At 64.3% G+C, this 13,545-nt stretch carries 11 protein-coding genes; 7 read left to right on the forward strand and 4 right to left on the reverse strand.

Going from position 1 to position 13,545, the window contains the following annotated elements:
• The first annotated feature begins 69 nt into the window (after positions 1–69).
• Positions 70–1,443 (forward strand): glutamate--tRNA ligase, encoded by a 1,374-nt coding sequence (gene gltX / locus LB535_RS09255; protein ID WP_224631952.1) that lies wholly within the window; start codon positions 70–72, stop codon positions 1,441–1,443.
• On the opposite strand, the gene LB535_RS09260 is transcribed toward gltX, so the two are convergent.
• The 3 genes from LB535_RS09260 to LB535_RS09270 all read right to left on the reverse strand — a co-directional run bounded on the left by LB535_RS09260 (position 1,361) and on the right by LB535_RS09270 (position 6,051).
• Positions 1,361–2,584, reverse strand: coding sequence for a DUF2865 domain-containing protein (locus LB535_RS09260; protein WP_411969550.1), 1,224 nt, complete (start codon positions 2,582–2,584; stop codon positions 1,361–1,363). The two genes, gltX and LB535_RS09260, sit on opposite strands and share 83 nt — an antisense overlap.
• Positions 2,585–2,784: 200 nt before the next feature.
• Positions 2,785–5,109 (reverse strand): NADP-dependent malic enzyme, encoded by a 2,325-nt coding sequence (locus LB535_RS09265; protein ID WP_224631953.1) that lies wholly within the window; start codon positions 5,107–5,109, stop codon positions 2,785–2,787.
• 162 nt (positions 5,110–5,271) lie between these two features.
• Positions 5,272–6,051, reverse strand: coding sequence for an SDR family oxidoreductase (locus LB535_RS09270; protein WP_224631954.1), 780 nt, complete (start codon positions 6,049–6,051; stop codon positions 5,272–5,274).
• 121 nt (positions 6,052–6,172) lie between these two features.
• Between LB535_RS09270 and LB535_RS09275 the strand changes: the two genes are divergently transcribed.
• Together LB535_RS09275 and LB535_RS09280 are read left to right on the forward strand one after the other, a co-directional pair.
• Positions 6,173–7,003 (forward strand): UDP-2,3-diacylglucosamine diphosphatase, encoded by an 831-nt coding sequence (locus LB535_RS09275; RefSeq protein WP_224631955.1) that lies wholly within the window; start codon positions 6,173–6,175, stop codon positions 7,001–7,003.
• A gap of 185 nt (positions 7,004–7,188) precedes the next feature.
• The gene (locus tag LB535_RS09280; protein ID WP_224631956.1) at positions 7,189–8,403 is read left to right on the forward strand and encodes an MFS transporter; all 1,215 of its coding nucleotides are present in this window, start codon (positions 7,189–7,191) and stop codon (positions 8,401–8,403) included.
• Here LB535_RS09280 and dgcA read toward each other — a convergent pair.
• Complete coding sequence (gene dgcA / locus LB535_RS09285; protein WP_224631957.1) at positions 8,374–9,357, reverse strand: N-acetyl-D-Glu racemase DgcA; 984 nt, start codon at positions 9,355–9,357, stop codon at positions 8,374–8,376. The two genes, LB535_RS09280 and dgcA, sit on opposite strands and share 30 nt — an antisense overlap.
• A 77-nt stretch (positions 9,358–9,434) precedes the next feature.
• Here dgcA and LB535_RS09290 point away from each other — a divergent pair, with 77 nt between their 5' ends.
• From LB535_RS09290 to LB535_RS09305, 4 genes are read left to right on the forward strand one after another with little or no spacing between them, the layout of a single operon-like run.
• Positions 9,435–10,619: an ABC transporter permease gene (locus tag LB535_RS09290; protein ID WP_224532047.1), complete on the forward strand. Its 1,185-nt coding sequence runs from the start codon at positions 9,435–9,437 to the stop codon at positions 10,617–10,619.
• Between the two features lies 1 nt (position 10,620).
• The gene (locus LB535_RS09295) at positions 10,621–11,433 is read left to right on the forward strand and encodes an ABC transporter ATP-binding protein (protein ID WP_140694926.1); all 813 of its coding nucleotides are present in this window, start codon (positions 10,621–10,623) and stop codon (positions 11,431–11,433) included.
• 14 nt (positions 11,434–11,447) lie between these two features.
• Complete coding sequence (locus LB535_RS09300; protein WP_224631958.1) at positions 11,448–12,821, forward strand: MCE family protein; 1,374 nt, start codon at positions 11,448–11,450, stop codon at positions 12,819–12,821.
• A 36-nt stretch (positions 12,822–12,857) separates the two neighbouring features.
• Positions 12,858–13,511: an ABC-type transport auxiliary lipoprotein family protein gene (locus tag LB535_RS09305; protein WP_224532044.1), complete on the forward strand. Its 654-nt coding sequence runs from the start codon at positions 12,858–12,860 to the stop codon at positions 13,509–13,511.
• Positions 13,512–13,545 lie beyond the last annotated feature (34 nt).

Genomic DNA, 13,545 nt, shown 5'->3' on the forward strand with positions numbered 1-13,545 from the left:
TGCACTATCTGTTGCGTTCGCGCGGGGGCGCGCCTTGTCAACACCAAAAGCATCCGCTACGCCCCGCTCATGACAGTTACCGTACGTTTTGCCCCATCGCCGACCGGCCGCATCCATATCGGCAATGCGCGCACCGCGCTGTTCAACTGGCTTTTCGCCATGAACAACAAAGGCCGTTTCATCCAGCGCTTCGACGACACCGACATTGCCCGCTCGACGCAGGAATACGCCGATTCCATCCTTTACGACCTGCATTGGCTGGGCATCTTCCCGGATGTCACCGAATACCAGTCGCGCCGCTTCGAGATTTATGACGCGGCGGTCGAGCGGCTGAAGGCGGCGCGGGTGCTTTACGCCTGCTACGAGACGCCGGAAGAGCTCGACCTGCGCCGCAAGGTGCGCCGCACGCGCGGCCTGCCGCCGGTCTATGGCCGCGAAGCGCTGACGCTGACGCCGGAGCAGGTGGCGGAGTACCAGTCGGATGGCCGCCGGCCGCATTGGCGTTTCCTGCTGCCCAACTACACCAACGACCCGCTGCAGCCGGAGCGCACCGAGGTGCGCTGGAACGACCTGGTGCGCGGCGAGGAGACGGTCGACCTCGCCTCGCTGTCGGATCCTGTCCTGGTGCGAGAGGACGGCACCTATCTCTACACGCTGCCCTCGGTGGTCGACGACATCGAGATGGGTGTCAGCCATGTCATCCGCGGCGACGACCATGTCACCAACACCGGCGTGCAGATCGCCATCTTCAAGGCGCTGGGCGCCGAGCCGCCGGTCTTCGGCCACCACAATTTGCTCACCACCGTGTCGGGCGAGGGGTTGTCGAAGCGCACCGGCGCGCTGTCGATCGAAAGCCTGCGCGAGGACGGCATCGAGCCGATGGCCGTCGCTTCGCTGGCGGTGCTTGTCGGCACGTCGGAAAATGTCACCGCCGCGCATGATCTCAACGAGCTCGCCGGCCATTTTGACCCGGCTGCGACGTCCAAGTCCGCCTCCAAATTCGACCCGGACGAGCTCTTCGTGCTCAACCGCACGCTGATGCATCGCATGTCGTTCGAGGAAGCGCGCGACCGGCTGATGGTGCTGGGCATTTCCGGCGACAAGGCCGAGCCGTTCTGGATGGCGGTGCGCGGCAATCTCGACCGCCTGTCGGACGCGGTCGCTTGGTGGCGTATCCTGAGCGAGGGTCCGCAGGAGCCGGCGGAATTTTCCGGCGAAGACCGCGATTTCCTCAATCAGGCGTTCGACGTTCTCCCCGAGGAGCCGTGGAACGGCACGGTGTGGAAGGACTGGACCGGCAAGATCAAGGAAACCACCGGGCGCAAGGGCAAGCCGTTGTTCATGCCGCTGAGGCTGGCCCTTACCGGGCGGACTTCGGGGCCGGAGCTTTCAGATCTATTGCCGCTGATGGGTCGGGAAGGAACGCTGGCCCGACGACCCTGACCTTGCGCTGATCGGGCGGCAGCGCTGAGACCGGCGACACCGGCACCTTGGTGGTCAGCCGCCTGATCACATCAAGGTCGAGCCCGCCTTCGGCATTGGCGAGCGTTTCCGGATCGGCGCCCGGATCGGGCTTGGACGCCGGCATCGGTATGAAGCGCGCTGCCTCGCCGTTCGGCTGCGATTGTTCAGGATCAGGCGGGTTGCCGCCGATGATCGTGAAATTGCCGGCCTGCGCATTGCAGCCGCAGGTGGGCGGGCGCGAGTAATTGGCCTGTTTGTAGAGATAGGCGGTCGGCAGCTCGCTGTAGGGTTGACCTGTCGCCGACGAGGTCATCGAGCCAGAATCGTCGTCCATTCCGCGCGAATAGAAGACCTGCATCTCGGTACCTGGGCAGCTCGACTCGCAATTCTTCTGGTCGCGCTCGAAGTCACCGATGGAAGCGGCATTCGACATCGGGAAGAAATAGCCGTCGCAGGTGCGCACGCACATCGTATGGAACTCGCCGCCCAGCCGGGGCAGGTCCATGCCGTCCGGTTGGTTGATGACGCGGCGAATGTTGCGCACGCTCGGATCATCGGGCGGCACGTCCGCCGAGTCCGGGATATCGGGGGCATCGGGCGTTTCGAGCTGCTGGTCCTGGCGGCCGAAAAGCTGCTCGAATAGATTGCCGCCGCCATTGTCGCGGGCCGCCTCCCGCAGCGGGGCGCGACGCGGTGCGCTCTCGTCGTCACGGCAGCCATTGGCATCGAGCGCCGCCAGGATGCGGCTGCGGTCGCGCCGCGTGCCGCCGGCGGCCAGCCGCTCGCGCTTTGCCTGCAAGGTGTCGAGATTAGCGTTCATGCGCTCTATCGAGGCGTTGATCGCGGCGCATTGGCTGACATTACGCGAAAACAGCGTGAAGCCGCAACCGGCGTCGCTTGCCCGGCCGCGGGCCTTGGCAAGCTGCTCGCGCTGCCTGGCGATCGCGTCGTCATATTTGCGGACGAGACCCGGCCCTCCGCCGCCACCGCGCGTCGCGGCGAGTTCGGCTTCGAGTTGCCGGCATATGCGAGAAGCCGCCTGGGATTCAGCGACGGCGACAGCTGAACCTGCAAGCGCTGCAAGCAGCGTCGCAAGATGCATCAGCTTCAGCCCCTTCATTCGCCTGGAATCCCGATTGCCCGTGGCCGGAAGACTATCGCGTTCGTGGTTAACTGTTCGCTATGCGTTTCACCGTTTCACGGAAACGGCGAAACGCCCTAGTTCTTTGTTTTTACGCGATTCCAGACGGAAAACCGCTCACACTTTTCCTGGAATTGCTCTTGTCTGCAACCCGGCACAATTGCGCTCGTCGCGCCACCTCAGTTCAAGTCGACGAGGGCCTGCGCCTTGTGCGCCGCCTCGACCACCGCAAGCGCGGTCATGTTGACGACGCCGCGCGAAGTTACGGACGGCGTCAATATATGCGCGGGCTTGTCGGTGCCGAGCAGAATCGGTCCGACATGCAGCGCGTCCATCATGGCGCGCAGCGCCGTCAGCGTGATGTTGGCCGAATCGAGGTTCGGGAAAACCAGCAGATTGGCTTCGCCTTTCAGCCGCGAATGCGGGTAGACGCGCTGGCGCAGATGTTCTGAAAGAGCGGAGTCGGCATGCATCTCGCCATCGCACTGGAGTTCCGGGGCGATGCGAGCCAGGATCGCCGCGGCCTGGCGCATCTTCAGCGCGCCGGGTGAATCGCGTGAGCCGAAATCCGAATGCGACAGAAGCGCTGCTTTCGGCTCGATGCCGAAGCGCTGGATTTCCTCGGCCGCGAGCACAGTCATCTCTGCGATTTCTTCCGCTGTGGGATCGACCGAGACATGCGTGTCGGTGAGGAAGATGATGCCGCGCTGCGAGATCAGCATCGACAATGTCGACAGGTCGCGGTCCTTGATGCCGGCGCGAGGCCCGATGATCAGCGTGACATTGCGCAGATGCCGCTCAAAGCGGCCTTCGAGCCCGCAAATCATGGCATCCGCGTCGCCGCGCTTCAGCGCAAGAGCGGCGATCACCGTATTGTTGGTACGCACCATGGTGCGGGCGGCTTCCGTCGTGATGCCGCGGCGGCCGGCAAGCTCGATCAGGAGGTCGACATAGTGCCGGTAACGCGGATCGTCCTCCGGATTGATCAGGCCGAAATCGACGCCCGGACGGATGCGCAGGCCGTAACGCTTCAGGCGGACCTCCACGACATGCGGACGGCCGATCAGGATCGGCTCGGCGATGCCTTCCTCCAGCACCACCTGCGCGGCACGCAGCACACGCTCGTCCTCGCCGTCGGCATAGATGACACGCTTGGCGCTCGAGGTTTTGGCAGAGGAGAACACCGGCTTCATCACCAGGCCGGAGCGGAAGACGAAGCGGTTGAGCTTGTCGATATAGGCGGTGAAGTCGGCGATCGGCCGCGTCGCGACGCCGGTGTCGCAGGCAGCCTTCGCCACCGCCGGCGCGATGCGCAGGATCAGGCGCGGATCGAAGGGCGAGGGGATCAGGAAATCGGGGCCGAAAATCGGCGTCTCGCTGGAATAGGCGCGCGCCGCGACATCCGAAGGCTCCTCGCGGGCAAGGGCGGCGATCGCCCGCACGGCCGCCATCTTCATCTCCTCGTTGATGGCGCTGGCGCCGCAATCGAGCGCGCCGCGGAAGATGTAAGGAAAGCACAGCACGTTGTTGACTTGATTGGGAAAATCCGAGCGCCCGGTGCAGATCATGGCGTCCGGCCGCGCGGCACGCGCCACTTCCGGCATGATCTCGGGATTGGGGTTGGCCAAGGCCAGGATCAGCGGTTTCGGCGCCATGTGCTGCAAAAGCTCCGGCTTCAGCACGCCGGCGGCGGAAAGGCCGAGAAAGACGTCGGCGCCGGAGATGACGTCGGCCAGCGTGCGCGCCTCGGTATCCTTCACATAGGGGTCTTTCCAGCGATCCATCTCTTCGACGCGACCCTTGTGGGCGACGCCGAAACGGTCGGTGACCCAGATGTTTTCCACCTTGGCGCCGAGCGAGACCAAAAGATTGAGGCAGGCAAGTGCTGCCGCACCCGCGCCGGACGTGACGATCTTGATGTCGGAAATCGCCTTGCTGGCCAATTCGAGCCCGTTGAGCACCGCGGCCGCAACGATGATCGCGGTGCCGTGCTGGTCGTCGTGGAAGACCGGGATGCCCATGCGGGCTTTCAGCCGCTCTTCGACCTCGAAACATTCAGGCGCCTTGATGTCCTCGAGGTTGATGCCGCCGAAGGTCGGCTCGAGCGCCGCCACCGTTTCGACCATCCGCTCGATCTCGGGCGCGTCGATCTCGATGTCGAAGACGTCGATGCCGGCGAACTTCTTGAACAGCACCGCCTTGCCTTCCATGACCGGCTTGGAGGCGAGCGGACCGATATTGCCCAGCCCCAGCACGGCGGAGCCGTTGGAGACGACGCCGACGAGGTTGGCGCGGCCGGTGTAGTCGGCGGCGGTGGCTGGATCGTCGCGGATCTCGAGGCAGGGCGCCGCCACGCCCGGCGAATAGGCAAGCGCCAGGTCGCGCTGGTTGCCGAGCGGCTTCGTCGCCTGGATCTCAAGCTTTCCCGGCGTCGGGTGCTTGTGGAAGAAGAGGGCGGCCTCGTCGAGGTCCGACCGGGCCGTTTTCTTGTTCTCGCCGTCCATTGCGGCCCCTCCCTGCGATACTGGTTTGGAGCCTTTTAGCATGCGTCGACGATTTCGCGACGCCAAAATCTCGGACTCCGGCCTTCACAATGCCGGAGCGGAAATAATCAAACGATTCCAGTTGATTGGCATGAAAGTTTCGGGCGGATGAGTAGCGGCTCGTCAGAACGCGCTGACGTAGAGGCCGCCGTCGACCGGGATGTTCTGGCCGGTGAGATAGCCGGCATGGACCGAGCACAGGAAGGCGCATATCTGGCCGAATTCCTCCGGCGTGCCGAGACGTTTTGCCGGCACGTCGGCGCTTATGCGGGCCTTGCGCGCAGCCGCCGCGGCCGGGTCTTCCGGAGTGCCGGCCTCATGCGGGCCGCGCAGCCGGTCGGTGTCGAGCTTGCCGGGCAGCAGGCTGTTGATGGTGACGTTGCGGTCGATGACCGTGCGCGCCACGCCGGCGAGGAACGAGGTCAGGCCGGCGCGAGCGCCGGACGACAGGTCGAGACCGGGGATCGGAACATAGACCGACAGCGAGGTGATGTTGACGATGCGGCCGAAGCCGCGCTTGGCCATGCCGTCGATCACCGCCTGGATGAGCTCGATCGGCGTGACCATGTTCTGCGTCACGCCCTCGAGGATCTTGGCGCGGTCGAGCTCGCGGAAATCGCGCAGCGGCGGGCCGCCATTGTTGTTGACCAGAATGTCGGGATCGGGGCAGGCGGCGAGCATCGCTTTCTGCACCTCGGGCTTCGACACGTCGCCGACAACTTCGATGACATCGACGCCGAACCGGTCGCGGATCTCCTTGGCGGTCTTGGCCACGAGTTCGGCGTTGCGGCCGTTGACGACGAGATCGACGCCGGCTTCGGCCAGCGCCATGGCGCAGCCTCGCCCCAGTCCCTTGCTCGAGGCGCAGACGATGGCCTTCTTGCCGCGAATGCCGAGATCCATGACGTTTTTCTCCTGATTGTGTCGCGCGCAAGCTAGCGCCTGGGCTGGACCAACCGCAACCGTCATACGGTTGTTGCATGAATCGGGGCATAGGCACGCGAAAGCAAAGGGTAAAACCGTGATGTCAGACCCAGAGCCCCGCACTTTTCGCGCGCTATTTATTTCCGACGTGCATCTCGGCTCGAAAGCGGCCAAGGCCGATTTCCTGATCGACTTCCTGCGTCATCACGACGCCGAGATCATCTATCTGGTCGGCGATATCGTCGACGGCTGGCGGCTGCGGCGCAACTGGCATTGGCCGCAGAGCCACAATGACGTGGTGCAGAAGCTGCTGCGCAAGGCGCGCAAGGGCGCCTCGATCACCTATATCGCCGGCAATCACGACGAATTCGCCCGCCAGTTCCAGGGCGTGCATTTCGGCGGCATTGTCGTCGCCGACCGCGCCATTCACGAGAGCGCCGACGGCCGGCGCCTGCTGGTCATCCATGGCGACCAGTTCGACACGGTGGTGCACAACCAGCGCTGGCTGGCCTATCTCGGCGACTATGCCTATGACGCGGCGATGCTGGTCAACCGTGTCGTGACCAAGCTGCGCCACCTGCTCGGCTTGCCTTACTGGTCGTTCTCGTCATGGGCCAAGGTCAAGGTGAAGAAGGCGGTGAACTTCATCGGCTCGTTCCAGACCGTGCTTTCGGAAGAGGCGCGGCGCTCGCATGTCGACGGCGTGATCTGCGGCCACATCCATCACGCCGCAATCGAGAGCTACGGCGACGTGCAGTACATCAACACCGGCGACTGGGTGGAAAGCTGCACGGCGGTGGTCGAGCATTTCGACGGCCGCATGGAAATCCTGACCTGGGCGCATGTGCTCCCTGAGGCGTCGGCCGGCAATGAAGCGCTGGTGCCGATCGATATCATCGACCTGGAGGGCAGGGCGGCTCAGGCGGCTTGAGCCCGGCCGCCTTTCCCCGGTTCAGCCTGCTGCCTTCGCGCTCGCGCAGCGCTCGCTCGAAGGCCCCGTCCTTCAACAGCCTAGCTCTCGATCGATTGGTCCAGCCGGTTCCGTCGCGCTTTGCCGCATGTTAGGGATCGAGAGACGTTGCATGGGAGTCGAATGCAGCGAAATTGGATCGATTCATGTCGCTGCCGCCGCTATCGCCCGAACAGCTTGTCAAGCCGAGCCATTTCGAACTGCGCATGAGCCTGATCTTCGCGACCTTGTTCGTCTCGCAAGGCACGCATCTGCCTTACTTTCCGCTCTGGCTGCAGGCGAAAGGTTTTCATGCCGAGCAGATTGCGGTCATCCTGGCCGCGCCGATGTTCCTGCGCGTGTTGACGACGCCGATGCTGACCGCGCTTGCCGACCGGGCCCGGGATCGCGCCGATGTCTATATCGCGGTGGTTGCAGCCTCCATGGTCATCTCTGCCGGTTATTTCCTGCCGGCCACCTATGCCGTCGTGCTCGCCGTGTCGCTGCTTTTGACGATCGTCTGGACGCCGCATTCGCCGATGGCCGATTCGCTGGCGCTTTCGGGCGTGCGCCGTTTCGGCTCGAACTACACGGCAATGCGCAAATGGGGCTCGATCTCGTATCTGTGCGCCAATGTCGTGGGCGGGTTCATCCTGGCGGCCACGGGTCCGCAGGCGGTTCCGGTCATCATCTTCATTGCGCTCGGCGCGGCCCTCGTCGCGGCGCTGTTGTCGCCGCGCATGGGGCGGCCGCGCAAGGCCTCGCCGCTATCGGCGACCGAAATCCAGCACAAGGCGCCGAGCCTGTTCAACGCCTATTTCCTCTATTTCACGCTTGGCGTCGGCATCATCACCGCCAGCCATGCCTTCCTCTACGGCTTCGTCTCGATCTACTGGAAATCGATCGGAATCGGCGATTCCGTCGTTGGCCTGCTATGGGCCTGGGGCGTGGTGTCGGAAGTCTGCATGTTTCTGTTTTTCAATCGTATTTTTGCTTCCATCTCGGTCGCCAGGGTGATGGTGATCGCCGGCATCGGTTCGATCGTGCGCTGGATCGCCTTTCCGCTGGTCTGGCCGCTCGGTCTGGGCGTCGCCGGCTTCTTCGGCGTCCAGACGCTGCATTCGGTATCGGTGGCGATGGTGTTGATCGGCCTGCAGAAGATGATCGGCGGAACGGTCTCCGAAGAGCGCACGGGCGCCGCGCAAGGCATCGCCTATTTCTTCAACGGCTTCTTCATGGCGGCGGTGACGCTCGCTTCAGGCCCGCTCTATGACCGTTTGGGCGTCGACGGTTTCTGGGCGATGATCCCGATCGCGGTCGTCGGCATGGTGCTGATAGGCCTAGCTTCCCGTTCAGCCCCAAAGCACCCTGTCGGGGGGTGAAACCAGCGATCCCCGGTAGACGAGACCGGGCTCGCGATCTCGTGCCAGCAGCAGCGGACCGTCGAGGTCGACGAAGTCGGCGTCCTGCGCGAGTAGCACCGCCGGGGCCATGGCGAGCGAGGTACCGACCATGCAGCCCACCATGATGCCGAAGCCGAGTTCGCGCGCGCGGTCGCGCAACTTCAACGCCTCGGTCAGGCCGCCGGATTTGTCGAGCTTGATGTTGACGGCGTCATAGAGCCCGGCCAGCGCATCGAGGTCCTTTGCCGCATGCACGCTTTCGTCGGCGCAGACCGGCACCGGGTGCGCGATCCGGCGCAGGATCTCGTCGTGGCCCGCCGGCAGCGGCTGTTCGACAAGCGCGACGCCGTGCTGCGCGGCGAAGCTGAGGTTCGCCTCGACATTTTCGTCGGTCCAGCCCTCGTTGGCATCCAGGATGATGCGGCTTTCGGGAGCGGCTTCCGTCACCGCGCGGATCCTTGCCATGTCGCCGTCGCCGCCGATCTTGACCTTGAGCAAAGGCCGCGCGGCATTGGCGCGCGCTTGCGCCGCCATAGCGTCCGGTTCGGCGAGCGACAGCGTGTAGGCGGTTTCCAGTGGCCTCGTCGGAAGGGCCCCGATTGCCGCCGACACCGGCGTTCCGGTCAGCTTGGCTTCCAGGTCCCAAAGGGCGCAGTCGATGGCGTTTCGTGCGGCGCCCGCGGGCATGGCTGAGAGCAAGGCGGTCCGGTCGATGCCGGAGACGACCGGATCGCGCATGGCCTCGATGGCCGCGCGCACCCCCTCCATGGTCTCGCCGTAGCGCCTGTACGGCACGCACTCGCCGCGCCCGGAACGTCCCCCGTCAGCGATCGTTACGGTGATGACTTCGGCCTCTGTTTTGGATCCGCGTGAGATGGTGAAGGTGCCGGCGATCGGGAACCGCTCCATTTCGACCGAAATGACACGCGCCATAATTTTCTTCTCCGGCTGTGCCACACCGGTCTGCCGGCAAATCGACACGCCAGTCCGGTCACGCTAAACAGGACGCCATGTTGACCATCCGCAAACGCGACGCAAGCGGCGAGGCCAAGGACGCCGAGCACCGGCCTCGCATTGCCGTGGGCGAGGAAGGGGGCGTGCTGGGCTGCGCCTTTTCCGGCGTGTGGACGACGCGCACCGTGGCGCTGGTCGATGCCGACATGCGCAAGATCGAGCAGAGAAGCGGCGCAAAACAGCTGATGCTCGACCTTTCCCACATCGAAAAGATGGATACCGCCGGCGCATGGCTCATCGACCGGTTGGCCAGCGCCTTCGAGAAGAAAGGCGTCGAGGTCCATTTGCAGGGGCAGAGCGAGATCGCTTCGATCCTGCTCGGCGCGGTCGGCGATGCGGTTCGCCGGGAGCCCGAATCGGGTCCGTCCGGGCCGCCCAACATCATCCTGCGCGCGCTGGAGCTGGTTGGCCGGCGTGTCTACGAGATGCGCGACGATTTCTTCGCCTCCATGAACATTCTCGGCGCCACGATCCGCGGCGCGCAGATGAAGCTCGGCCGCGGCCACGCGGTCAACCCTGCCGCGATCTTCAACCAGATCGATCGCATGGGCGTCGGCGCGATACCGGTGGTGGTGCTGATGTCGGCCATTGTCGGCGCCATCGTCGCCCAGCAGGGCGCCTACCAGCTCAGCTATTTCGGCGCCAACATCTTCGTCGTCGACCTCGTCGGCGTGCTGATCCTGCGCGAGCTCGGCGTGCTGATGACGGCGATCATGCTCGCCGGCCGTTCGGGCAGCGCCATCACCGCCGAGATCGGCTCGATGAAAATGCGCGAGGAGGTCGACGCGCTGAAGGTGATCGGCCTCAATCCGATCGGCGTGCTGGTCTTTCCGCGGCTCGTCGCGCTGGTGATCGGGCTGCCATGCCTCACGATCATCGCCAATTTTGCCGCGCTTGGCGGCGGCATCGTCGCCGCCTGGCTCTATTCCGACATCCCGCCGGCCGCGTTCATCGACAGGCTGCGCGTCGCTATTGACCTCAGCACCATCTTTGCCGGTCTGATCAAGGCGCCGTTCATGGCCCTCATCATCGGCATCATCGCGTCGGTCGAGGGCATGAAGGTCGGCGGCAGCGCCGAATCGCTCGGCCTGCACGTGACCGCGTCGGTTGTGAAGTCGATCTTCGTCGTCATCATCCTCGACGGGCTTTTCGCCATGTTCTACGCAGCGATCGGGTTCTGAGATGGCGAACGGCAACGGCGCCACGGCGGCGCAGGACACGAATGACGACGAGATCGTACTTTCGGTCCGCGACGTAACCGTCGCCATCGGCGACAAGGTGATTCTCGACAAGCTCTCGCTCGATATCAAGCGCGGGGAAATTCTTGGCTTCGTCGGCGCTTCGGGCGCCGGCAAGTCGGTGCTGTTGCGCACCATATTGGGGCTGATGCCGAAGCAATCGGGGACGATCAGCCTGTTCGGCGTCGACGTCGACAAGGCCAGCGACGCCGATCGCCTGCGCATCGACATGCGGCTTGGCGTTCTTTTCCAGCATGGCGCGCTGTTTTCAGCGCTGACGGTGATGGAAAACGTGCAGGTGCCGATGCGCGAATATCTCGACCTGCCCAAGGCGCTGATGGACGAGCTGGCCTTGCTCAAGATCGAGCTGGTCGGGTTGCCGCCCGACGCGGCCCTGAAATTCCCGTCCGAACTGTCCGGCGGCATGATCAAGCGCGCGGCGCTGGCGCGCGCCCTGGCGCTCGATCCCGACATCGTCTTTCTCGACGAGCCGACCTCGGGGCTCGACCCGATCAGCGCCGCCGAGTTCGACGAGCTTGTCGTCAAGCTGCGCGACACGATGGATCTGACCGTCTACATGGTTACGCATGATCTCGACACGCTGTTCACCGCTTGCGATCACGTCGCGGTACTCGGCAAGAAGAAGGTGCTGGTCGAAGGCACGATCGACGACATGCTGAAGAGCGACGAGCCGTGGGTGAAATCCTATTTCCGCGGAAAACGCGCCCGGCAACTTGATCTTGCGGCGCGCGCATAGCCATAAGTGGGGCGATGGAAACAAGAGCCAACTACGTAATTGTCGGCATCTTCACGCTTGGCGCGATCCTGGCGGCCTTCGCCTTCGTCTATTGGACGGCCGCCATCGGCGACAGGGGCGAAACGGCGATGCTGCGCGTGCGCATCCCGGGCTCGGCCTCCGGCCTCAGCCGCGGCAGCCTGGTGCTGTTCAACGGCGTCAGGGTGGGTGACGTGAAGAACGTCTATATCGACGGCGACGATCCGACCGTCGCCATCGCCGACACCGAAATCGCCCGTTGGACGCCGATCACCAAATCGACGCAGGCCGATATCGGACTGACCGGCCTCAGCGGCCAGGCCAATATCGAGCTCAAGGGCGCCGATCCGAAGGAGACCAGGCTGCTCGACGAAGCGGAGAAGGAAGGCAATGTCGCCGAAATCGTCGCCAATCCGTCCGCGGTCACCAACCTTTTGCAGACGGCGCAGAACATCTTTACCCGCGCCGACAAGGTGCTTGGCGAGCTCGAAGGCTTCACCAAGGACGTTCGCGGTCCGCTGACGCAGACGGTCAAGAACGTCGAGACCTTCTCGGACGCGCTGGCCAAGAATTCCGACGGCATCGACAAGTTCCTGTCGGCGGTGAGCTCGCTTTCGGATCAGCTGAAGAATGTCTCGGGCCGGCTCGACAGCACGCTGAAGGCCGCCGAAGGCCTGCTCAATTCCGTCGACAAGGACCAGATCAAGAGCATCGTGGCCAATGTCGACACGGTGACGACGAACCTGAAAGAGACCTCGAAGCAGTTCGATACCGTCATCGACAACGTCAACACGGCGGTCGGCTCGATCAACGATTTCGCCAAGCAGACGCAAGGGACATTGGCCAAGGTCAACAGCGTGCTCGACGGCATCGATCCGGCCGACGTCAAGGCCGCTTTGGCCAATATCCAGAAGGCCAGCGCCAACGCCGACAAGGCGGCGTCCGACATCGCCAAGGTCACCGACAAGATCGCCAACCGTTCCGACGACATCAACGAGACCATCAAGGACGCCCGCCAGCTCGCGCAGCGGCTCAACGACGCTTCGGTGCGCGTCGACGGCATCCTGGTCAAGGTCGACAAGCTCCTCGGCTCCGGCGAGGCCAACGGCGTCATGGCCGATGCCAGGGCGACATTGAAATCCTTCAAGCAGGTGGCCGACACGCTGAATTCCCGCCTCGGCACAATTGTCGACAACCTGTCGCGCTTCTCCGGCCAGGGCCTGCAGAACGTCGAGGGGCTGGTGCAGGACAGCCGGCGCTCGATCAACCGCATCGAGGAAGCGGTGACCGATCTCAGCCGCAACCCGCAGCGCATTCTGTCCGGCGGCGCCGGCGAGGTCCGGCAATTCGATGGAAGGGCACGGCGTTGACTTCGGCCGTCGTGACCGTCAAGAAATGAACCGCAAATGCGGGTTGATCGTAAGATCCGGGGACAGCGGGGATCACGCGTGAAGTCGATCGGGGTGGTTGCGGGTAGTTTGAGATCGTCCGCCGCAGCGTTGCTGGTGCTTGCGGTTGCCGGCTGCGCGGCACTGGGCGGCAAGCCGGCGCCGCTCGACACGTTTGAATTGTCCGCGCCGTCGCTCGATGTGCGTGCCCACAGCCGTCGCCAGATCCTGATCGCCCAGCCGTCGGCGCTCAAGGCGCTGGACAGCCAGAACATCGTCATCAGGCCTTCCGACCGGTCGATCCAGTTCCTCAAGGGCGCGCAATGGGCGGACCGGCTGCCGCTGATCGTGCAGGCGAGGCTGGCCGAAACCTTCCAGCGCTCCGGCAGCTTTGCCGGTGTCGGAAAGCCGGGCGAGGGGCTGGCCATCGACTACCAGATCATCGTCGAGGTGCGCTCCTTCGAGGTGCGCGTCAATGGCGGCGAGCATGCCGATGTCGATCTGTTCGTGCGCATCCTGAACGACCGCAACGGCGAGGTGCGCGCCTCGAAGAACTTCACCGCGAGCGCCCCGGTCTCGGGCGGCGGAAATGCGGCTTACGTCGGCGCGCTGGACAGCGCCTTTGGCCAGGCGGCGGCAGACATCGTCCGCTGGACGGATTCGACGATCTGACAGCGGTTGCCAAGGCGCCGGGAAACCAATTCCA

It is taken from the genome of Mesorhizobium sp. CA10 (assembly GCF_020165285.1).
In the GTDB taxonomy this organism is placed as follows: domain Bacteria; phylum Pseudomonadota; class Alphaproteobacteria; order Rhizobiales; family Rhizobiaceae; genus Mesorhizobium.

Bases quoted from the DNA above. Each gene is read 5' to 3' on its own strand.
- gltX (WP_224631952.1), top strand. From the start codon at position 70: ATGACAGTTACCGTACGTTTTGCCCCATCGCCGACCGGCCGCATCCAT.
- LB535_RS09260 (WP_411969550.1), bottom strand. From the start codon at position 2,584: ATGAAGGGGCTGAAGCTGATGCATCTTGCGACGCTGCTTGCAGCGCTT.
- LB535_RS09265 (WP_224631953.1), bottom strand. From the start codon at position 5,109: ATGGACGGCGAGAACAAGAAAACGGCCCGGTCGGACCTCGACGAGGCC.
- LB535_RS09270 (WP_224631954.1), bottom strand. From the start codon at position 6,051: ATGGATCTCGGCATTCGCGGCAAGAAGGCCATCGTCTGCGCCTCGAGC.
- LB535_RS09275 (WP_224631955.1), top strand. From the start codon at position 6,173: ATGTCAGACCCAGAGCCCCGCACTTTTCGCGCGCTATTTATTTCCGAC.
- LB535_RS09280 (WP_224631956.1), top strand. From the start codon at position 7,189: ATGTCGCTGCCGCCGCTATCGCCCGAACAGCTTGTCAAGCCGAGCCAT.
- dgcA (WP_224631957.1), bottom strand. From the start codon at position 9,357: ATGGCGCGTGTCATTTCGGTCGAAATGGAGCGGTTCCCGATCGCCGGC.
- LB535_RS09290 (WP_224532047.1), top strand. From the start codon at position 9,435: ATGTTGACCATCCGCAAACGCGACGCAAGCGGCGAGGCCAAGGACGCC.
- LB535_RS09295 (WP_140694926.1), top strand. From the start codon at position 10,621: ATGGCGAACGGCAACGGCGCCACGGCGGCGCAGGACACGAATGACGAC.
- LB535_RS09300 (WP_224631958.1), top strand. From the start codon at position 11,448: ATGGAAACAAGAGCCAACTACGTAATTGTCGGCATCTTCACGCTTGGC.
- LB535_RS09305 (WP_224532044.1), top strand. From the start codon at position 12,858: ATGCGGGTTGATCGTAAGATCCGGGGACAGCGGGGATCACGCGTGAAG.